Origin of the sequence: Paenibacillus radicis (ex Xue et al. 2023), assembly GCF_024722015.1 — a bacterium.
GTDB lineage: Bacteria > Bacillota > Bacilli > Paenibacillales > NBRC-103111 > Paenibacillus_S.
This window is the reverse complement of record NZ_JANQBD010000001.1, coordinates 462,367-484,014: the sequence shown is the minus strand read 5'-3', so window position 1 is coordinate 484,014 and position 21,648 is coordinate 462,367. Positions and strand designations below refer to the sequence as shown.

Below are 21,648 nucleotides of genomic sequence, written 5' to 3'. Positions count from 1 at the left end.
ATGTTTTTTAATTTTCTGAGGGGGACAGCGCCGTTTCTCGTCTTATATAACAGAAGGAAAACAAATACAATATCGCTTAATTGTTTGAACAAAAGCTTAACTGGTGCAAGGAACTGATCTTCACGTGGAATCGAAGCCCTTTATTTATATAGTTTAGGCTTGCGTGTGCACGTTTTCTGGAAATTATTTGGGTGGTGAAGCGATGGAGCAATGGACGGATGAGCAGCTGGTCGAACAAGTCCGTCAAGGCAATCAGGATGCGTATCGAATACTTGTGAACCGGCATAAAAATTATATTTTCTCATTGATATACCGGATGTTGAAGCATCGCGAAACCTCGGAGGATTTATCTCAGGAGGCATTTATTAAACTGTACCGATTTTTGGACGGCTATCAGGGCAATGCCAAATTTACAACTTGGCTGTATCGTTTGACTGTCAATTTGGTGAAGGACTACCAGCGGTCAAAGGGGCAGAAGCTCAATGAGACAGTGCTGGATAAAGTCAAGGGCTGGTTTGCGAGACGATCGGAGGGGCCGGAGGAACAGGCGGAGCTGAACGAAACGAGACATCTTGTACAATCCTTGCTCTCAAGCATGCCGGAGAAATACCGTTTGATTTTGTATTTGTATCACTATAAGCAAATGTCGTATCAGGAAATCGCCACGGTTACTAATTTGTCGCTTAAAGCAGTAGAAAACCGGCTGTACCGTGGAAAAATGATGCTTAAGGAAAAATGGTTGGAGGTGAACAGGGATGAGTCTTCGTAAAAAACACCCAAGCCAAGCTCTGCTGATCAGCTACCTTACTAACGACTGTACGATGCTTGAACAACAATGGATGGATGCTCATTTGGCTTGCTGTGCAGCTTGCCTGGAGAAGCTTGAGCTGGAACGGACGATAAACGAACTGCTTGACATTCTTCCTATCCTGCAGCCCGCCGACGATTTCACCGATCGTGTCATGGATTCGATTTCTGCAGCAGGCCAAGTAACGAATCAGGGTTCGTCAGAGGCTCCATCAGGGCATAAAAGCTACACCAATTGGAGGGCGGAGATTATGCACGCCATGATTGCATTTATGGGTACTTACATTTTCATTGCCTCCGGAACGCTGCATCGGATCGTAAATCAGTGGGCCGGACAATTTAGCTTTAGTGTGCAGGAGACGGTATTGAAATCAATGACCATCAGCTATAAATTGCTGGATCAAATAGCTGCATTATTTAATCATTTATCATAAATAAACATTTAGGAGGAAACAGCTATGGACGAACATTTGACTAATAATCCACATTCAAACATAAGGCATGAAGAACAGGATACGGATCCGTTTATGGAAGAACGCTTTAAACAGATGAACCCCCCGTTAACCCCGCCGCCCTTCATACCCTACGCACATAAAAGCAAGCTGATGGCTGGATTGTTAGCATTTTTCATCCCGGGTACCGGACACTTGTATTTGGGATTGATGCAAAAAGGGCTGCTGGTAATGATGCTCCTCGTTTTGGACATCTGCATGATCATAACGTTTGATGGCGATAAAAATGGGGGAAACCCGGTGCAGACTTTTTTTTGTTTGATGTTTCCGGTTATTTATTTCTACAGCCTTTTTGACGTTATGCATTCAACCGAAAAGGTCAATGCCAGAAATGCTTTCCTTTATAATGGGCACCTGGATTTCGAGCACATGAATCAGTGGTTTGACGAGCCGCTGGGCCTAACATTCAATCCGAAAAAATTCGGGCTGCTGCTCATTGCCGGAGGCATGCTGGTCTTCGTTTTCAGCACGAAGCCGCAGTGGATTGCCAAGCTGTTTGAATTCATGGGCTCCTACTTAGGCGCCATTGTGTTGATAGCTATAGGTATCTTCTTATTTTTGGGCAAAAGTAAAAAACAGTGAAACCAATGTCCATCTACAGCAATTCTTCAGAATAAATTAAGAGATTCCATCACTTAATCCTCAGATGTTTTAGATAAGATGAGTGTGTCTGTATTAACTAGCAGGGTTATGGAGGAGTAAAAAGGATGAGCAAGTTAACTGATTTTTCGATGAAAAACATTGCAGGCATACTCATCATTATGCTGCTGCTGCTTGGGGGAGGCAGTTATGCCGCAACGACGCTGAAGGTTGAGATGATGCCGGATATTTCATCAACGCGAGTTTACATCACCGCCCAATATACGGCTCCGCCTAAGGATATTATGGAACAAATCACCAAGCCGATCGAAAAAGCCGTGTCAGGCTTGCAAGGACTGAAGAGCCTGACCTCCACTTCGCAGGACAATAGCTCAACCATTGTTTTGGAGTTCGAGCAAGGCAAGAAAGTGGAGGATGCCAAAAGAGAAGCGGAAAGCATCGTCACCAATGTCCGTCTGCCTCAAAGCGCGGAAAAGCCCAAGGTGCTTACGGATGGCTTCGCCTCCAGTCCCGTATATTACATGGCCGTATATGGAAGTGATGGGATGAATCAGAATGAGCTCGATAAGATGTACAAGGATATTATCCTTCCCGGCTTTGAATCCATTAACGGGATGGACCATGTTGACTCCGCTGGAAATCAAGAAAGTGTGTTAACCATCCAATTGGATGCCGGGGCAATTAATAATTACGGACTTACACTGGCTCAGGTTACTGGCTTAATTCAGGCATCTCTAGTTTCAACACCCGCAGGCTTGGTCGATTTTAATGGAAATACGCATATGGTCCGGGTTCGAGGGCAGCTCAACTCCCTTTATAATCTTGAAAATCTCAAAATATCGTTACCTCAAGGGGGGACGCTTTTACTTAAGCAGCTAGCCAAGGTAGAAGCGATCAGTGAGTCAACCTTCATTGCTAGGGTGAATGATCAGCCGGCTATTGGCGTAATTTTATACAAAACAAAAGGAGCGAATGAAGTAGAGTTTGCCAACACAGTAGACCGTATGATCGCAGAATGGGAGCAGAAGCTGCCCGGAGTGGAGTTTCATATTGTTCTGAATGGCGCTACTTTAATAAAAGAGTCGGTTCATGGCATGGTCCAGGAAGGAATTCTGGGTGCCTTGTTGGCCTCTCTCATGATTTTCCTGTTTTCAAAAAATGTGCGAATGACCTTGATTGTATTGGTTTCAATTCCGCTTTCGATCCTCATCACCTTGTTGTTCATGAATCCGCTCGGTATTTCTCTTAACATTATGACATTAGGCGGATTAGCTATAGCGGTTGGACGTGTCGTCGATGATAGTATCGTAGTTATTGAAAACATATACAGCGAATTACAAAAAGCTCATGAACGCAATGAATCCGTGATCAAGCTGGCAACTCAGCAGGTTTCCGCAGCTATCACCTCTTCAACTATAACGACAGTCGGGGTTTTCGCTCCAATCGCTTTCGTCAGCGGGGAGATCGGAGAAGTATTTCGCCCCTTTGCGCTTACGCTAGGTTGTGCTTTGTTGTCCTCACTTTTGGTCGCGTTGACGGTTATACCGATGCTGGCGAAGCTTATGGTAATGAACAACCGTGCAATACCACAGCATGATGAGTCCAAGGTTGACTGGGTGGGGAGCCGATACAAAAGAGCATTGATAGGGTCGCTAAAGCACCGGATCAAAACTTTGGTCATCGCGGGTCTCGTGTTTGTTCTATCTATGGTACTAATCGTTCCGCAGCTTGCTAAGGACTTTATGCCGGAGGGCGAGTCTGACGGACAAATTTTTTATCAAATTGAGATGCCGAGAGAGACATCGATGGAAACGATGAATGCCAAATCGAAGGAAATCGAAGCTATGCTCAGAGAGGCCAAGGATCAAGAGGGCAACCCTTTATTCATCTACAATGAGGCGCTTGTTGGCTACAGCTTCAGCAGTGAACGAACGGCTTATAGAACCTCGATGTTTACCAAGGTTGCCAAGACTGCAAATGCCAATGAAGCGGTTAAAAAATATGAAGCTGAGATCCTCAATTTACTTCCGAAAGGCGCTACTGTAAAAGGTAAATTATTAAGCGGGGGGAGCAGCGGCGGTGGTGTCGATTTCTCTTACTCACTGCAAGGGGACGATCAGCTTTACCTGCAGCAAGCGGTGTTGATGGTCAGAGAGAAGATGAAGGAGTTTCCCGAGCTTTATGATATTACCGACGGTCTTAGTAAGTCCAAATCGGAAGTCGAGGTTACAGTTGATGAAAACAAAGCTGGTATTTATGGATTCACAACCGCCGGAGTACTGGAAAATGTGCATAACTGGATCAAAGAGGAAAAGCTCGGGGATTTGAAGTTCGATAATGTAACCTATGCGACAAAGGTGATGCTGGAACCGAGGTATAAAAATTCCGTTGACAAGCTGGGAACGCTGCTTATGAAGTCACAGACGGGCCAAACTATTCAACTTAATGAAATTGCCAAGGTCAAACTAATCGATGCACCGGTTGTAATAAGTCGCGAAGCGCAAAAGCAGGTGTTGAAGGTGACTGCCAAAATCGACAGCAAGGATAAAGGCGGCGTAAGCAATAAAATTTCAATGGAGCTAGGAAAGCTGGATCTCCCCCCAGGTGTAGGCCGTGAGGTGAAGGGGGTCGCCGATGATATCGACAATAGCTTCTCGCAAATGTACGCAGCCATGGCAGCATCCATCTTTATTGTCTACCTGGTTATGGTGCTTGCCTTCGGCAATGCCAGCGCTCCGTTCGCCATCTTATTTTCCCTGCCCCTGGCAGCTATTGGGGGTCTGTTGGGTCTGCTCGTTACTGGGGAATCACTCAATATAACATCAATGATAGGATTCTTGATGCTGATCGGTATCGTCGTAACTAATGCAATTGTGCTAATTGATCGTGTTCAGCAGCTTATAGAGCAGGGGCACTCAGTCCATGATTCGCTGGTGGAAGCAGGAATGACGAGATTGAGGCCGATTATTATGACGGCAGGAGCGACTATTTTAGCTTTGATGCCGCTTGCTCTTGGTTTTTCCAAAGGGACGTTAATTTCCAAAGGATTGGCTGTGGTAGTTATTGGAGGGCTTACGACCTCCACGCTTCTTACGCTGGTTATCGTGCCAATTATTTACGAGCTTATCTACGTATTTAAAAATAAGTTTGCCCCAGCTAGCAAAGCTCATGCAAATCCTTCATCAACCATTCATCCGTTCCATCTCGAGAAATAAACCATATATGGGTGAACTTTCCTTGAGGTTTATAGATCAATTCTTTAGCACGCAATATATCTGACATTCCGAAGGCTGGGGAAGCATTTCTAATAATTAGCGCAATAGGGTAAGTGGTGGAGTACTTATCTATTTTGATTTCCTTCGTTTGGATCCTTTTGTTTAATTCCTCGATTAACATCTCAATAACCTCAAGGCTGTGGACGCTTTCCTTGGAACGGCCTAACAGCATCTTGGCTTCTTCCGAATCATAAAATAAATGGGTGATCTCCACCCCCATTTTTCTATGGTACGAATCCTGCAGCACTGCATCCGGGCGCTCCCGCTGGTACAGCAACCTAAGCTTTTTATCATGGTTTTGGTTATAGATCTGGATGAAAATTTTTACCGCCGTACGCTCCAGGTCTCGCTTCTCTTGATAACCATGTACCATAGAACCCCTCCTAAATCTACCCCGATGACTTCTTCTAATTGTCTCATGAGAACGGTTAAAGGACAAGTCTTTACAGGGTCGGCTATTGCCAAACTCCCAAGAAACGATGATAATTTAAACTGTTCATCTGGCAGGGGAGGTAGATGTATTGCAGCTATATCAACGATGGACAGCGAATTGGAGATCCAGCTTGAAATGGAAGTTAGTTTCCGTATTTGCTGCTATCATTTTATGCAATTCTGTAGTGATAGGTTTATTCGTCAATAAGGAAGTAACGACTGTTATCGAACGGGATGAAGTCAGGTTGAGCGGGCTTGTATTGAAGCAAGCTAACTTGAACCTGGGCCGTTATTTACAAGAATATGAGCGATTCCTCATGACGCTGGGAACAAGCCAGGAAATGACTACATGGACCAACCTAAGCATTAACAAGAAAGTGGAGTCACTAGTACCTTATTCCATTCTTCAAAAGGATCAACTCCAGCCCTTTGCTAATGTTCATCCGGAGATTGTATCGATTAGTCACTATAATATAAATGAAAACCAGACGTTCTTTTCTCCTGAATGGGCACAGCGCATCGGATATTCGATGAGAAACGAGCCTTGGTTTGGGGAAATTCCGGTAGTGGGAAATATAAGCTATCATGTGGAAGAAAGCCACAGCTACATGGATTCCAGGCTTAACCCTATTACGATTCCGGTCGTATCACTCATTAAACGTTTCGGATTTAAAGGGGCCACTTATGTAAAAATTGATATTCGTCCGGATCTGCTCCAGAGCATATTGAATGAAATGCATTTGGGCGACAACGGTACAGGACTTATTGTGGATTCGAGCGGAACGATTGTAGCGCATCCTAACAAGGACCTGTTCTTATCTCCGCTCAATCAGGCGATGACAGAACGGATCCAGGATTCTGCTGAGGGAGCTTTCGTATTGGATGATACCAAGGAAATCGTTATCTATGATCCGGTAGCGAATACGGATTGGAAATCAGTCATTATTTTACAGTACGATGAGATCGCTCAAAGCATTTTTAAGATTCGTAATGTGATGCTGGCTACTACGATTATTTGCTTGTTACTTTCGGTAGCTTTGATCGTCTTTGCTTCGTTCTCGATCACACGCAGGCTAACCAAAATGAAGCAGTCGATGAAACAAACGGGGTTAGGAAAATTTAACGTTCCCGTACCCGTGGAGGGCCAGGATGAAATAACCCATTTGGCGCAATCGTATAATACGATGCTGGAGGATTTGCAGGATCAGATCAAACGACTTGCGGAGTCGAAGCTTGCAGAGCAGCAATCCGTTCTCTTTTCTCTGCAATCCCAGATAGACGCCCATTTCTTGTACAATACACTCGAAATCATTAACTCAATGGCTTCGCAGATCCAGCATCGGGACATCGAGGAAATCACAATCTCACTTGCCCATATGTTCAGATATATTGCCAACAATAAGCAAGCAGGTATTACCATAAACGATGAGGTTGGGCATTTGCGGCGGTACCTCCATATCATACGCATTCGTTATCGGGGACAGTTTACTTATAATCTGGAGATGAATGAGTCATGTCGGGATGCGGAATGCTTAAAGGTTATTTTACAGCCATTGGCCGAAAATGCTCTTAAACACGGTCTGGAAACTACGGGTCAATCCATTGACCTTTCCATTTCTATTCGGAATGTGGAGGATCGGCATGTCGAAGTGATCATATCCGATAATGGAAAAGGATTTGATGAGGAACGATTGCACAGTCTGACGGGTGAGCTGCAGAGAAAAAATTTCCAGTCAAGCAATTTTCAAAGAATAGGTCTGCTGAATATCCAATACCGCTTATCAACCCTGTATACTTCTGCAGAAGCGGGGCTGACCATAGGTAATAATAGTTCGGGCGGGGCTTATGTGCAAATTGTATTTCCTTATATCAAAAGCGATCAACAGCAGTAAGGGGGAGCATTCTGTGAAACGTATATTAGTTATCGACGATGAGCAGCACATTCGTGCGGGCGTTATCGCGAAGGTAGAGCAACTGGGCGATGAAACCATGCAGATTTGTGGTGAGGCTTCCAATGGGGCTGAGGGGCTCAAGTGGCTGGAAAGTAATTATGCAGACATTTGCATAACGGACATTCGTATGCCCATTATGGATGGATTGACGATGATTCCGCTGCTTGAGCAAAGATACCCTTGGATGCAGTGTATCATTATGTCCAGCTATGACGATTTTCAATATGCTCAACGAGCTATCCAGCTGGGTGTCACCGATTATATTCTAAAGCCGATTGAGCGTGAAATTCTGAGCGAATCGCTGGATCATGCATGCCATCAGATTGATCAACGACGCAAAGATCGAGCTTATCATGTGATGGCCAAGAGGATTCACGAATCACAAGCTCTCATGAGCCGTTGGAAAGATTTGATTGTAACACGTCAGTTCACCAAATATCCGCTGCTGGTGGCAGATACACTCAATAGTATGGAGGAGTGGAGTCAAGGTGCCTTGTATTTGTTGGAGGCCCTGTCTTACACATGGATTCAGATGGTGGCAGCGGAGGTGAAGCTGGGACAGCCCACAATGTCAGCTGTCAGCGACAGTGAGTTGGGCTTTGAATCGTTAGTTCTGCATCATGAAGATGCCCGATTTTACTTTCGGCTAAGTGCAGTCATGCGCTTGGAGAGAGGTATATTGGATTTATTCGAGATGGTGAAGGGCGGCGCCGTTCAAGAGAACGCTAAGGTTGTCGGTTCCGTGAAACAATATATTGATGAGCATTATGCGGAAAAAATCAATCTGGAGGAGCTTGCGGACCTGATCCCGATGAGCAGATCTTATTTGACCGTATTGTTCAAGCAAAGCACAGGGATAACGATATGGAATTATTTGGTCGAGGTTCGGATGAATCAGGCCAAGCTCATGCTGCTGGACCAACAGCTTAAAATTTACCAAATTGCCAACCGGGTCGGTTATGAGAATAGCGAGCATTTCTCCAAGCTGTTTAAAGAATACTTTGGGGTGACCCCCAAAGAGTACAGGCGTCTGGTTGAGTTGAATGTGGAATAAACATTTTCGTCAGAAGTGCTTCAGGAATCGGGTGTGCTCCCGATTTTTTTTGACGTATAAGAAAGTTTAAGTGCTTTACTTTACACACTAAAGTGGGGATACCCTTTCTAATGTTGCTTAAGTCATGGAGCGAGAACAGATGCTCAAAGTTTCTTTCATTGTAAAGGAGACTAGGATACTCTTACGGCTGCGAAAAGAAAGACGATAGATGGAAATCCTCCCGTTAATCCAGCCTGGATATCGTTTGAAAGCAATCTAACTGGAAAAACTCCTGCTAATAGAGATGATAGGGATGAGATGAGCCAAAATCCTTAGAATTAGCGTGAGAAATTCCAGTTATAGGGCTGGAATGCTATTTTTGGGAGAAAATAACGTGACAATTTCCTGATAATTGCGTGGGGATCGCTAGGCTGCAACCAGGGAATCATCTAAAAATCACTATGGTTTTAATCCTATTGCCTTGTTGTGAGCTAGTCGGCATTGGCTGATAATAATAGAGAGAGCAGTAAGATAAAGTTTTAAAAAGGGAGTATGGCCGATGAAAAGGAAAAAACTACTTGTATCGTCATTTTGTTTGGTACTCAGTATGTCTGTGGTCTTAAGCGCTTGCAATGGAACGAAGGATGGCACTAACAGTGGTGCCAAAGAGAACAACGGAGCGAAAATTAATCCTGTTGGAACGTATCCGATTTCAGATGAAAAGATCAATCTGAAAGTATTTACTCAGCAGGATGTAAACGTTGAAAACCTGGAAACCAATGATTTTACGAAATGGTATGAAAGCAAAACAAATGTTCATGTAGAGTGGGAGGTTGTGCCGAAGTCTGCGGCGGCGGAGAAGCTTCAAGTGAAGCTGGCCGGAGGGGATCTCCCCGAGGTATTCATGTCTGCAGGCATTACGGATAGCCAGTTGGTCGCTTATGGAAGCCAAGGATTGTTTATGCCACTCAATGATTTGATTGAGAAGTATGCGCCTAATGTGAAGAAAATGATGAAAAATTCGCCATGGCTTGATCAATATATGTACACGCCGGACGGAAAGATCTATTCGATTCCGAACGTAGGGGAAACATTTCATGCGACAATGCCCAAGAAGATGTTTATTTATAAGCCTTGGCTTGACAAGCTTGGCTTACAAATCCCAACGACAACAGAGGAGCTTTATAATGTGCTGTTGGCATTTAAGACTAAAGACCCGAATGGCAATGGGAAGGCAGATGAAATCCCGTTGTCAGGGGCGAACGGAACGACTAATTCGAATAATGAGCCGGAAAGCTTCATTATGCAGTCTTTCATATATTACGACAAAACGAGTTACTTAATGGTCGACAAAGGGCAGGTTGAATTTGCAGCTGATAAGCCGGGCTACAAAGAAGGGCTTAAATACATACGGAAGCTCGTGCAGGACGGTTTGCTGCAGCCAGATGCATTCATTCAAGACCGCAAAGCGTTGACTGCCCTGGCCGAAGATCCTGCGGGCTCAAGACTTGGAGCGGGAACCGCGCTGTATTGGGGCAACATGACCATTGATAATGGACCAAGCGGCCGGTATAAGGATTATGTTGCCGTTCCGGTATTAAAGGGTCCGAACGGTCAATTCTTCGGGTTCGATAGAGGACATGTTCCAAGCGCAGGAGCGTTTGTTATAACAAGAAACAATAAAAATCCGGAAGCGAGCATGCGTTGGATCGATTGGTTTTTCGATGAGCATGCCAAGCTTAATGAAGGCTGGAGCGATTATCTGGGGCAGGAAGGCGTCGGTTGGAAAAAGCCGGATGCCGGCATGAAAGGGATAGACGGAAGACCGGCTACTTATCATATGATCATGCCGTTCGGCACAAAAAATAATAACCGCTGGACGCAAACAGCCCCTCGATACCAGGATGAAGCTTTCCGCATGTCCTTGGCTGCCACACCGGAAGCGGAAACGGAAGTCAGGCTGCAGGCGAACACCAAGGAGCTGTACAAACCGTTTTCCAAGGCGGAAATGCAGGTTCCTCATATGTTCTTCAAAGAAGAAGACCTGGCGAAGTTCGGCGATATCCAAAAGAACATTACGACAGTCGTACAAGATTTTATGCTCAAATTCGTTACGGGTTCCCTGGATATTGAAAAGGATTGGGGTAAATACACTCAGGAACTGGACAATGCAGGATTGCAGCAATATTTAAAAATCATGCGTGAAAATTATTCGAAAATCAAAAAGTAATCCGGCTTCCTCACAATGAATGAGCAGGGCCTCCGACTCCGGGGATTGCATCGTTAATCTTACTTTGTGATCTTCGGAGAATTACCCAAAGGAGAGGATTCCGAATGTTGAATCAAGCTAAAACCCAATTGCATCCTTCCGCCAATGTCCCTGCTTCAGCTAATAGCAGGCTCAAAAAGTTGAAAAAGATCAGGGAGAATTGGCAGCTCTATTCGCTGCTCTTAATCCCGTTTGTATATGTAATTGTATTCCATTATGTTCCCATGACAGGTCTTGTCATCGCATTTAAAAATTATAATGTGGTCCAGGGCGTTTTTAACAGCAAGTGGGTGGGGCTCGCACATTTCCAACGATTTTTCAACTCGTATGATTTCTGGAATGTGTTGAAAAATACACTGACGTTGAGCGTTTATAACCTTGTTGTCGGATTCCCCGCCCCGATCATTTTGGCGTTATGTATTAATTATTTACCGAGTAAAAGGTTTAAAAAGCTGCTGCAAATGACGACCTACGCGCCTCATTTTATTTCAATCGTAGTTATTGCTGGCATTATCGTGCAGCTGCTCTCACGTGAAGGTCTTGTCAACACAATGATTGTGGCATTAGGTGGAGAACGGATCAACTTCTTGGGAACTCCTGAATATTTCAAATCCATCTATGTGTTCTCTGGAGTGTGGCAGCAAGCTGGTTGGGGCTCTATCATTTATTTGGCGGCTTTATCAGGAATCGACCCGCAGCTTCATGAGGCTGCCCGGATGGATGGGGCTAACAAGCTGAGACGGATATGGCATATCGACATTCCCGGGATTTTACCGACGATCGTTATCCTGCTTATTATGGATGTCGGCCGTATCATGAATATCGGGTTTCAAAAGGTGCTGCTGCTGCAAAATCCACTCAATGTATCGACATCGGAAGTCATTGATACGTATGTTTATAAAGTGGGCATCATTTCCGGTATGCCGAACTTTTCTTACGCTGCTGCCATTGGTCTATTCAAATCCATCATTGGAGTTATTCTGATCATAGCGGTCAATCGCATCGCCCGAAAGGTGAATGATACCAGCTTATGGTAAAGCAGAGGCTCCTGCTTGCGCGATGCCAGCTTCAGCTTTTTATGCAAGTAAGATAAGCTCTACAAGGAGGGAAGAAGATGAAAGAACAGAGGATCGGCAGTGATAAAATGTTTACCATCCTGATTAGCATCCTTTCATTTATCATATTGCTTGCCGTCTCGTATCCGCTCATTTATGTTATCAGCGCTTCCTTCAGTTCGCCTGGGGCATTGATGTCAGGGAGAGTATGGCTTCTGCCTGTGGAGCCTGGTTTGGAAGGATATAAAGCGGTTGTTGCGTACAAAAATGTATGGACGGGATACGCGAACAGTTTATTTTATACGATTATAGGCACTTGTATTAATGTTGTGCTGACTATTGCAGCTGCATATCCGCTGTCCAGGAAAGACTTGTCTGGCCGCAAGTTTATCTTGTTATTGTTTACATTTACGATGATTTTTTCCGGTGGAATGATTCCGACTTATTTGCTGGTTAAGGATCTGGGTCTTCTCAATACAAGATGGGCGCTGCTTATACCGAATGCACTTAGCGTTTTTAATGTTATTGTAGCTATGAGCTTCTTTCGCAGTAATATTCCCGATGAATTGCTCGAGTCAGCGAAGATCGACGGGTGCAGTAATTTCCGCTTTATGACGAGCATCGTGCTTCCTGTATCGGGTGCAATTATCGCTGTTATTAGTTTATTTTATGCAGTGGATCATTGGAACAGCTTTTTCGATGCTTTGTTGTATTTGTCGGACAAAAACAAATATCCGCTGCAAATTTTTTTGAGAGAAATATTGCTGTTAAATACTTCGGACAATTTGACATTGGATGTAGCGGATCAGAACCAAAGGCTGTATTTGAACGAGCTGTTGAAATATTCTTTAATTATTTTTGCTAGCTTGCCACTGATTATCACGTATCCTTTTGTGCAAAAGCATTTTGTCAAAGGTGTCATGATCGGTTCCTTGAAGGGATAAATGCTGCGAATCAATCATATAAGCTTGGGAGGGTTATTGAATTATGAAGCAAACGGTTGGATCATTAGTAGAGCAAAGCTGGTCACTTCAATCTCCGGATGGTTCCATTGAATTCATTGTAGCGCTGGATGGGCAAGGAAAGCTGGGGTATACGGTAGATAGAGCTGGAAAGTCTATTTTGGCGTTTTCTTCTCTAGGGATCGTGACGGAGAGGGAGAGCTATACGGAGGGACTCTCGTTCAATAAGGCTGTCCATACTATCATTGATGAAGCTTACAAGCTGCCTCATGGCAAAACTAGTCATTATTTAAATCACGCTAACGAGTTGACTCTTAACTTGGATAAAAACGGGCATGAGCTGCTGTTGGTATGCCGTGCTTATAACGATGGCATTGCGTTTCGCTATCAGCTTCCAGAAGAAGGAGAAATACAGATTACTTCTGAACCTACCGAATTTGTATTGCCTCAGGAGACACTTGTTAATGTGTGGGCACAAAAGTTCATGGAATGTTATGAGCGAACTTATGATCACAGTATGCTTGAGCTTATGGATGAAGAGGATTACGCCTTCCCGATGCTGTTCCAGGTGGGCAACGACGGCTGGATGCTGCTGACGGAAGCAGCCGTATTTGGCGAATACTGCGCATCTCATGTGAAAGTAAGCAGAGAGAAGGTGCGTACGCTCGATCTTGCCTTCGCCCCGGATCAGGCAGTGCCGAATGTGACGAAGGGTCCATTTGCCACACCTTGGAGAACTGCGATCATCGGCGGCGATCTGGCTGCTATTGTGGAATCCACTTTGGTGTTCCATTTGAACCCGCCTTCGGAGGTCGAAGATATTTCATGGATCAAACCGGGCCGCTCCGCTTGGTCTTGGCATCCGGACAGCATGTCCCCGAGAGATCAGGAGAAACAAAAGCGTTTTGTTGATTTTGCCGCTGAGATGGGCTGGGAATATTCGCTTGTTGACGGTGGTTGGGATCGCGAGGAAAGCACTACAGATGTCCCAGAGCTGATCCAGTATGCGGAACCGAAAGGGGTGGGCATTTGGCTGTGGTCCCATTTCAAAAATTTGAAAGAGGAAGATGAATGCAGACGGAAGCTCGCGCTATGGGCTGGTTGGGGAGTGAAAGGGGTCAAGGTTGATTTCTTCGACAGCGATGCTCAAGAGCGAATCCAAGTGTACGATATGATTGCCCGCGTTGCGATGGAATACAAGCTAATGATCAATTACCATGGCTCCACCAAACCATCCGGGGAGGAGCGCCGTTGGCCGCATGTCATGACCAGAGAAGGGATTCTCGGAGCTGAATATTGGAAAAATGATTGGAACGAAGGGCCTAACGCAGCTCATAATTGCACAGTTCCGTTCACCCGCAACGTCGTGGGGGCAATGGATTATACGCCGGTTACTTTTTCAAGGCTGACTCGTACAGGGCATTGCCATCAAATGGCTTTGGCGGTTATTTTCGAATCGGCCGTACAAAATTTTGCTGATTCAATTGAAGCGTATGAGGAAAGCATCGGGAATCCGTTCTTGAAGCAGGTTCCGGCGGCATGGGATCAAACCGTTCTGCTTGAGGGCTACCCTGGACGTTTCGTATCAATGGCCAGAAGAAGCGGGGAAGATTGGTTCGTAGGCTCCATATGTGCCGCTGGAGGAAGAAAGGCTCATATCTCCCTTGATTTTCTAGAGAGCGGGGGAGCTTATGAAGCGGAGATCTACGAGGAGGTTTTCGGTCCCTTGGATCATTACCGGTTTAAGCATTCCACTGAAATCACGGTGCGCAAGGAAACGGTAACCTGCAACGATACGCTGCATCTTCCGCTTAAAGTTAATGGTGGCTGTGTGATTCGGATTACGAAATCGGGGAAAGTTAGCTCATAAAAGTATAATGAAAAGACCTCCAATCCCAATATTCAACGGGGATCGGAGGTCTTTTATTAGTAAGGAATTCACAATCCATTGTTTACTTGTGATTCGGTCCATGGCCTTGCTTCTTCGGGTCGCACCATACTTCTTCCAATACCCGCATCGTATTGCCGCCGATCACCTTGGCGATATCTTGATCGGAGTAGCCATGCTTAACGAGCCAACGAACGATATTCGGGAAGCAGTCGCCGGGATTTTCCAGTCCTTCCACATATTCCACCTTCTCATAGGGCATGTTGCCTTTGGACGCGGAAAGCGACAGCGCTTCGGAAAGCGCTTTGTGTATAGCAACATGGTCGCCGAACAACGTGTCGGGTCCGAATGTAACATGATCTATTCCTACAAGCTGGACGCAGTATTCGAAATGCTCCATGAAGGACTCGATGTTATGCTTGGGATGGTTCTGGGTGATTGTTGTATGCGGTGCTGCTTCGATCGCGATAACTCCGCCTTTGGCCGCACAAGCTTTGATGACATCGTCCGGCTTGAGGCGGTTCGTATTCCACAGAGCACGAGCTCCGGCATGTGTGATGAAGATCGGCTTATCGCTCACCTCAATGGTATCTAGAGAGGTTTGGTCATTGGAGTGAGAAACATCGATGGCCATGCCGAGTTTGTTCATACGGCGTACGGCTTGCTTGCCGAATTCCGTTAATCCGCCGCTTTTTTCCTTCAAGCCCATGCCAAGGGCGTTGCCTTCGCTATAGGCGATCCCCATGCAGCGAACACCGAAGCCGTAAAGAATATCGAGGCGGTCAAGTTCATTCTCGATCATGCTGGCCCCTTCAATAGACGCAACGAATGCGATTTGACCGTTTTGCTTGGCACGGCGAATGTCATCCGTGGTCAAGCCCATGATGACCATATCCTGATGGGCGATATCACTCAAACGCATGCCAAGATCGTAAAGAATATCGTCCCACTTCCAGCCCCCGCGTGAGGTGATCATAGCGGTGCCGTTCATCAAATTATCGAACACGCAGTCCAGCCCGGAGCGAGATAACCCTTCGTATCCGGTGAAATCACGGCCCCAACGGCGGAATTCCAGAAATTCATTCAGGTTGGCTGGCGCTTTGAACGTATGTTCATGTAGCGAGATGACGATGTTTTCGGCAAGAATGTTTTGTACTCGTGCTTCTTGATCTTCAGTTATCGGAACAATATATTCGGGGAACAGCGTTGTTTCCTTCACAAGCTCAAAGCTCTTGAAATCTACGCCTGGCTCGAGATATTGATACGACTGGTAACCGCGGTAATTTTTTTTATTCATGATGTAATCACGCCTCTCATTATTTGGAAGTAGGTACAACTTCGTTCAAAAACCGACGGACTTCCGCCTGAAATTTCTCGCGTTCTTCATTCTGTGGGGAATGACCGCTATTCTCGAATACAACCAAGCGGCTGTTCGGGATTTCACGGGCGATTTCCTCGGATGCTTCAAGCGGCGTAATCCAGTCATGACGTCCACATAGAACGAGAGTCGGAGCTTGGATCGTTTTCAACCGGTCGACGATATTGAAATTGGGCTGATTATGGGAAAATGCCCAGTTGTGGGTTTCGTAACGAAAAATGATCGAGTTAAGATGGTTGTCCAAATCGGCCTGTGTAAACTTGACCCAATACAATGGTAGAATAGCCGCATACATCGACCGGAAATCGTCGTTGTCTTTGGCTTGTCCGTTGAACAGCCGGTCCAACAGCTCCTGTGTAATGCCGGGAAGGCCGCTTTTCATCGCACGTTCATGTGCCGTATACCGGTAAGCATTGGAAGCCGCCGTATCGCGAAGCACAATGCCGGCTACGTTCTCTGGATACCGAAGGGCATATTCAAGAGCCAAATACCCGCCATAAGAACCTCCGGCTATGATGATCTTACCTAATCCGAGCTCAGTGCGCAGCGCTTCTGTATCGGCATTGAACTGCTCGTGGCTGTATGGCTCTGCGCCTTCCGATTGGCCGTTTCCCCGTTGATCATAGGAAATCGCACGATATCCCTCGGAAGCAAACGTTCCATAGACGGCGGCGTCCCCATGTCTAGAGCCGAGTCCCGGTCCGCCGTGAAGAGTAATAATCGCCGGACCTTCGCCTTGATCCTCAACATAAAGAGTGACGCCGTTTATGTTCATCTTTTTAAGCATGTACCTACTTCCTTTCCGTTAGAAATCGTCCTGCTTTGTTAGTTGAAAATAAAACAAGTTTGATTACAAAAACGAAAAAACTAAAATAATGGTGGAATTCACCAGTCATTACAGTTCAATTCTACGTTATTTTCTAAAATCCTGCAAAATATTATTTTATTGAATAAAAACTGTTTGACTAAATCAAACGAAAACGTTTAAAATAAATCAAAACATAAGGTTTAAGATTAAGGAGGGTTTGAATTTTGGAAGAGAATTTGCCTGCCGCTACTGAACGTAAAACTGGCGAATCCCGATACGCCATCGAGTCAGTTATGAAAACGCTGCAGGTGTTGTTTTCGTTTTGTGAGCCGCCTTACCGTTTCACTATTGGAGAATTGGAAAGTTTGACGGGATTGTCCAAAAACCAGGTGTTTCGCAGCTTGAAATCACTTGAGGAGTTTGGCCTTCTGCGGATGGAAGCAGGGGGGCAGTACCTGGTTACAGCAATGGTATATAACTTATCCATGGCAGTTGAGCATGACGCTCCGCTTGAGGAGCTGGCTCAGCCGATTATGGAACAGTTGCAGCAAGCTACAGGTGAAACCGTCAATCTGTGCTGCCTGCTTGAGGGACAATCCACCATCATAGCCCGACGCCACAGTAAGCAAGGACTGCGTTTAATGTCCCGTCTGGGCGAACGGATGCCTCTGCATGCGGGGGCTTGTCCGAAGGCGATGCTTGCACACTTGCCTGTAGAGGAACAGGAGAAGGTATTAAGCATGGTTCCGCACTATCAGAAAATGACAGAAAAAACGGTGTCGGATCCAAATCTTCTGCGTATCGAATTGGATCAAATTCGCAAGAGGGGTTACAGCATTAGCGATGAAGATTATGAAGCAGGAGCTATTGGCGTAGGAGCACCGATCTTTGGCAAGAACGGCAAATTGATTGCTGCCATTAGCGCCGGCGGGCCGACTATTAGAGTAAGCCAGGACGACATACCTATGTTGGGCCAAATAACAGTCGAAGCAGCCAACAAGATTTCCAGGATTCTCGGTTATTTTCCAACCCGACGACTCGATGAACCACAGTGAAATCCATTTATCATTATAAGGGGGAATAATGTACACATGCATAAACGCAAACCATTATTGACCGTTACAATCGCTTGTCTTCTGGCTGGGGTGCTGGCCATCTCTGGCTGCAGCATCAACCCTAACGCGGGCTCGAGCGCTCCCAGTCCGGCGCCGAATAATTCGGCTGCGCCTGCACCTGCGGCTACGGCCGCAGTTTCGAATGCTACAGTAAATATGGCCATTAACGCTGAGCCTAACTTCAATCCATGGTTCCCTACCGGCTTCGCAGAATCCCAGCCTGTTACGGAAATTTTGTTTGACGGCTTAACGAAATGGGGCACCGATTACCAGCCGGTCCCGGCTCTTGCGACAGATTGGAAACCGGCTGACGATGGCATGAGCTGGACGTTCAATCTCAAGAAAGATGTCAATTGGAGCGATGGCAAACCATTCACAGCCGATGACGTCGTCTACACTTTTAATGAAATCGTTCTGAAGAAAGAGCTAGGTGCCAGCAACTCATCTAACTTCGTGGATGTGGATAAGGTTGTTGCCGTCAGTCCAACTCAAGTGCAGTTCGTGCTTAAGAAGCCTTGGTCCTCATTGCCGAATTATTTGGCATGGTACGCCAAAATTTTGCCCAAGCATATCTTTGAGGGACAAGACCCTTGGAAGCTGACTACGTTCAACAAAGAGAAGCCGGTTGGCACAGGACCTTTTATTCTCACCAAATATTCAGCGGGCCAATTCGTAGAATTGGAGCGTAATCCCAATTATTACGGCGGCGGCGCCAAATTCAGCAAGATCGTCTTCAACATCATTCCGGACAACAACACACAAATCGCACAGCTGCTATCCGGTACGCTTTCCATGATCAACGTACAGGATCCGAACCTGTTGGAGAAATTGAAGTCGAATCCGAATCTGAACGTCAATGAAGTGCTGGATAACAACTATTTCTGGATCGCATTGGATCAATCCCAGGAGCGTTTCCGTGATGTCAAAGTTCGGCAAGCTCTATTGTATGCTATCGATCGAGAGTCAATCATCAAGGGAGTGTTGAAAGGCTACGGCTCAGTAGCAACCGGACCACTCGCACCGATTCAGGAGAAATATTACAACAAGAACGTGAAGAATTATGCATTTGATCCGGAGAAAGCCAAATCGTTGCTTAAAGAAGCTGGATACACGCCGGGTGCGGACGGGTTCATGCAAAAGAATGGCCAGGTGCTCGAGGTGAATATGCCTGCCGGACAATACGGCGTGTTGGTTCAAGCCTCTCAGCTGGTTCAACAATATTGGCAAAAGGTTGGCGTGAAAGTTAATCTTCAGGTTATCGACTGGAACACTTACGTGCAGAAGGTAGTCGGAAACCGTCAATACGATGCAACACTTTGCTGGTGGCGCGCACCGGTCGATCCGGATGTTCTAGCTTATTATCACAGCAGCTCCGCAGGTAAAGGCAACAATATCCCAGGCTACAAAAATGCTGCACTCGATAAATTGCTTGAGGATGGACGTAAAGCCAAAACTACGGAAGAACGGGTAAAAATTTACAATGATGTGCAGACGTTAACTGCAGAAGAGCTGCCTTATCTGTACCTCTGGTATCCTACTATGGCCGTGGCTACACAAAAAAGCTTAACGGTTCCCAAAACGACCTTCATTGTAGCTGAGGATCATATTACGGAATGGACGATTCAAAAATAACAATACTTTCTTACCAGGGTGCGGGTAATGAATTCTGCGTACCTTGCGCCCCGGAAGAAAAGGGAGGAGCTGCCTGGTGTCCCGATTTATTACTTTACGGATCGGTCAAGGAATTATCACGCTTTTACTTGTGTCGATCCTGACCTTCTTCCTCATCAACCTGGCTCCCGGCGGGCCTTCGGCCATCATGAATTTCGAATCGACTGCGCAGCAAAGGGAAGCGCTAACAAAGCAGCTCGGCCTCGACAAGCCGGTTGTTCAACGATATTTCGAATGGTTGGGTGGTGTAGTTAAAGGCGATTTGGGGAGATCACTTGATTCCCAACAGCCTGTTGCAACTTTACTCGCTGAGCGGTTTCCAAATACGGTATTACTGTCAGCAGCGACATTGGTTTTTACTTTGTTGATTGGGATTCCTCTAGGTGTTATCGCTGCGGTGAAGCGGGGGAGCTGGCTTGACAGGTTAATTACATTTATGTCTACTTTCGGCATGGCCATTCCTGAATTTTGGCTGGGAATTTTGCTGATCATCATTTTTGCCGTGACGTACCAAATGCTTCCGCCTTCCGGTATGATTACGGCGGGCAGCGTCTTTTCGTTGGGGGACTTGGCTAAGCATATGATAATGCCTATGCTGACTTTATCGATTCTCATGCTGCCGAATATTGTCCGATTTACCCGTTCAGCTATGGTTGACGTCATTGATCTTGATTACATACGTACAGCCAGAGCAAAGGGACTTAAAAGCTTCAGCGTCTTTTTCAAGCATGCATTGCGCAACGCCCTCATTCCGATCGCAGCTATCGTCGGGCTTATCATTCCGATTTTGCTTGGGGGCTCGGTGGTCGTGGAGAATGTGTTTGGCTGGCCTGGAATGGGTCGATTGGCTGTACAGGCAGCAACCAATCGTGATTATACCGTGGTGATGGGCTTAACCTTAATGGTAGGAACGATTGTAATCATTACTAATATTGTGACGGACCTTTTATATTCCGTCCTGGATCCGAGAATACGCTATGAGTAAGTTGGCTGCTGTTCAAGATAAACAATGGACCGACGCATCCGTAGCCGCCCCAGGAATGATGACAGGTTTTCAGAAGACTCTCCGAAACTTATCCGTTCTTGGGAAAATAGCCTTAGCTTATTTGCTTATTATGCATCTTTTTGTACTTATTGCTCCGTGGGTTCTAAGTCATTCACCTACGGATACCGATCCGCTGGCGGTCACGCAGCCTGCAAGTGCCGCACACTGGATTGGAACCGACGAGCTTGGCCGGGATGAACTGGCGAGGATCGTTTCCGGAGGCAGAATTACGCTGATGGTTGGACTTGCAGCCATGGCGCTTGCCGTTGTGCTTGGTGGCTTGCTTGGCTCGATGGCGGGATTTTTCGGCGGCACTACAGAGTACATCATTATGCGCATCGTGGACATGATGCTTTCGATCCCTTCGTTTTTTCTCATTCTGATCGAAATCACTTCATTCGGGAATAGCCCACCGGTCGTCATATTCGCTGTTGGCCTGACCTACTGGCCTCAGATGGCTCGAATCGTGCATGCCGAAGTGCTGAAATGGCGCAGCAGCAGCTTGGTTGAAGCTGAAACAACGCTTGGCGCCGGCCCTTGGCGCATCCTGTTCCGGCATGTCATTCCACAGACGTTCTCATCCATTATCGTCTTGGCGACACTTGGGATAGGGTGGGCGATATTGGCCGAATCAGGACTGTCTTACCTGGGACTCGGCATTCAACCGCCGCTTGCCTCATGGGGGAATATGCTTCAGAATTCGCAGAATTACATTTGGACTGCACCCGAGCTGGCTGTTTATCCCGGAGTGCTCATCTTGGTAACCGTATTGGCATACAGCCTGCTGGGTGAAGCGCTGCGGGACGTCCTAGATCCCAAGCTAAAGCGGTGACTCCAGAAAGAGGG

General features: G+C 46.1%; 17 protein-coding genes. 14 read left to right on the top strand and 3 right to left on the bottom strand.

The window, feature by feature from the left end:
- Nucleotides 1-202 precede the first annotated feature (202 nt).
- The 4 genes from NV381_RS02050 to NV381_RS02035 all read left to right on the top strand — a co-directional run bounded on the left by NV381_RS02050 (nucleotide 203) and on the right by NV381_RS02035 (nucleotide 5,134).
- On the top strand, nucleotides 203-769 hold the full coding sequence (locus NV381_RS02050; protein ID WP_258211581.1) for an RNA polymerase sigma factor: 567 nt from the start codon (nucleotides 203-205) through the stop codon (nucleotides 767-769).
- Nucleotides 756-1,241, top strand: a complete 486-nt coding sequence (locus tag NV381_RS02045) for a hypothetical protein (protein ID WP_258211580.1) — start codon at nucleotides 756-758, stop codon at nucleotides 1,239-1,241. Before NV381_RS02050 ends, NV381_RS02045 begins: the two co-directional genes overlap by 14 nt.
- A gap of 24 nt (nucleotides 1,242-1,265) precedes the next feature.
- Complete coding sequence (locus NV381_RS02040; RefSeq protein WP_258211579.1) at nucleotides 1,266-1,901, top strand: DUF6677 family protein; 636 nt, start codon at nucleotides 1,266-1,268, stop codon at nucleotides 1,899-1,901.
- A 125-nt stretch (nucleotides 1,902-2,026) separates the two neighbouring features.
- A complete protein-coding gene (locus NV381_RS02035; protein WP_258211578.1) occupies nucleotides 2,027-5,134 on the top strand; it encodes an efflux RND transporter permease subunit in 3,108 nt (1,035 codons plus the stop codon).
- On the opposite strand, the gene NV381_RS02030 is transcribed toward NV381_RS02035, so the two are convergent.
- Complete coding sequence (locus NV381_RS02030; protein WP_258211577.1) at nucleotides 5,076-5,567, bottom strand: hypothetical protein; 492 nt, start codon at nucleotides 5,565-5,567, stop codon at nucleotides 5,076-5,078. The genes NV381_RS02035 and NV381_RS02030 overlap by 59 nt on opposite strands.
- A gap of 148 nt (nucleotides 5,568-5,715) precedes the next feature.
- On the opposite strand from NV381_RS02030, the gene NV381_RS02025 reads away from it, so the two are divergent.
- The 6 genes from NV381_RS02025 (at nucleotide 5,716) to NV381_RS02000 (ending at nucleotide 14,767) form a co-directional block, all read left to right on the top strand.
- Nucleotides 5,716-7,518 carry a cache domain-containing sensor histidine kinase gene (locus NV381_RS02025; protein ID WP_258211576.1) on the top strand — a complete coding sequence of 601 codons (1,803 nt, stop codon included), beginning with the start codon at nucleotides 5,716-5,718 and terminating at the stop codon, nucleotides 7,516-7,518.
- Nucleotides 7,519-7,531: 13 nt separating this feature from the next.
- Nucleotides 7,532-8,632 (top strand): response regulator, encoded by a 1,101-nt coding sequence (locus NV381_RS02020; protein ID WP_258211575.1) that lies wholly within the window; start codon nucleotides 7,532-7,534, stop codon nucleotides 8,630-8,632.
- A 538-nt stretch (nucleotides 8,633-9,170) separates the two neighbouring features.
- Nucleotides 9,171-10,841: an extracellular solute-binding protein gene (locus NV381_RS02015; RefSeq protein WP_258211574.1), complete on the top strand. Its 1,671-nt coding sequence runs from the start codon at nucleotides 9,171-9,173 to the stop codon at nucleotides 10,839-10,841.
- 104 nt (nucleotides 10,842-10,945) lie between these two features.
- Complete coding sequence (locus NV381_RS02010) at nucleotides 10,946-11,917, top strand: ABC transporter permease (RefSeq protein ID WP_258211573.1); 972 nt, start codon at nucleotides 10,946-10,948, stop codon at nucleotides 11,915-11,917.
- 77 nt (nucleotides 11,918-11,994) lie between these two features.
- A complete protein-coding gene (locus tag NV381_RS02005) occupies nucleotides 11,995-12,879 on the top strand; it encodes a carbohydrate ABC transporter permease (RefSeq protein WP_258211572.1) in 885 nt (294 codons plus the stop codon).
- A gap of 43 nt (nucleotides 12,880-12,922) precedes the next feature.
- On the top strand, nucleotides 12,923-14,767 hold the full coding sequence (locus NV381_RS02000; RefSeq protein WP_258211571.1) for a glycoside hydrolase family 97 protein: 1,845 nt from the start codon (nucleotides 12,923-12,925) through the stop codon (nucleotides 14,765-14,767).
- A gap of 82 nt (nucleotides 14,768-14,849) precedes the next feature.
- On the opposite strand, the gene NV381_RS01995 is transcribed toward NV381_RS02000, so the two are convergent.
- Nucleotides 14,850-16,082: a dipeptidase gene (locus NV381_RS01995; RefSeq protein ID WP_258211570.1), complete on the bottom strand. Its 1,233-nt coding sequence runs from the start codon at nucleotides 16,080-16,082 to the stop codon at nucleotides 14,850-14,852.
- Between the two features lie 19 nt (nucleotides 16,083-16,101).
- Complete coding sequence (locus NV381_RS01990; protein WP_258211569.1) at nucleotides 16,102-16,950, bottom strand: alpha/beta fold hydrolase; 849 nt, start codon at nucleotides 16,948-16,950, stop codon at nucleotides 16,102-16,104.
- Nucleotides 16,951-17,195: 245 nt separating this feature from the next.
- Here NV381_RS01990 and NV381_RS01985 point away from each other — a divergent pair, with 245 nt between their 5' ends.
- The 4 genes from NV381_RS01985 to NV381_RS01970 all read left to right on the top strand — a co-directional run bounded on the left by NV381_RS01985 (nucleotide 17,196) and on the right by NV381_RS01970 (nucleotide 21,634).
- Complete coding sequence (locus NV381_RS01985) at nucleotides 17,196-18,026, top strand: IclR family transcriptional regulator (protein WP_258211568.1); 831 nt, start codon at nucleotides 17,196-17,198, stop codon at nucleotides 18,024-18,026.
- 36 nt (nucleotides 18,027-18,062) lie between these two features.
- Nucleotides 18,063-19,718: an ABC transporter substrate-binding protein gene (locus tag NV381_RS01980; protein ID WP_258211567.1), complete on the top strand. Its 1,656-nt coding sequence runs from the start codon at nucleotides 18,063-18,065 to the stop codon at nucleotides 19,716-19,718.
- Between the two features lie 76 nt (nucleotides 19,719-19,794).
- Complete coding sequence (locus tag NV381_RS01975; RefSeq protein ID WP_258211566.1) at nucleotides 19,795-20,742, top strand: ABC transporter permease; 948 nt, start codon at nucleotides 19,795-19,797, stop codon at nucleotides 20,740-20,742.
- Complete coding sequence (locus NV381_RS01970; RefSeq protein WP_258211565.1) at nucleotides 20,735-21,634, top strand: ABC transporter permease; 900 nt, start codon at nucleotides 20,735-20,737, stop codon at nucleotides 21,632-21,634. The genes NV381_RS01975 and NV381_RS01970 overlap by 8 nt, the downstream gene beginning before the upstream one ends.
- Nucleotides 21,635-21,648: the final 14 nt, after the last annotated feature.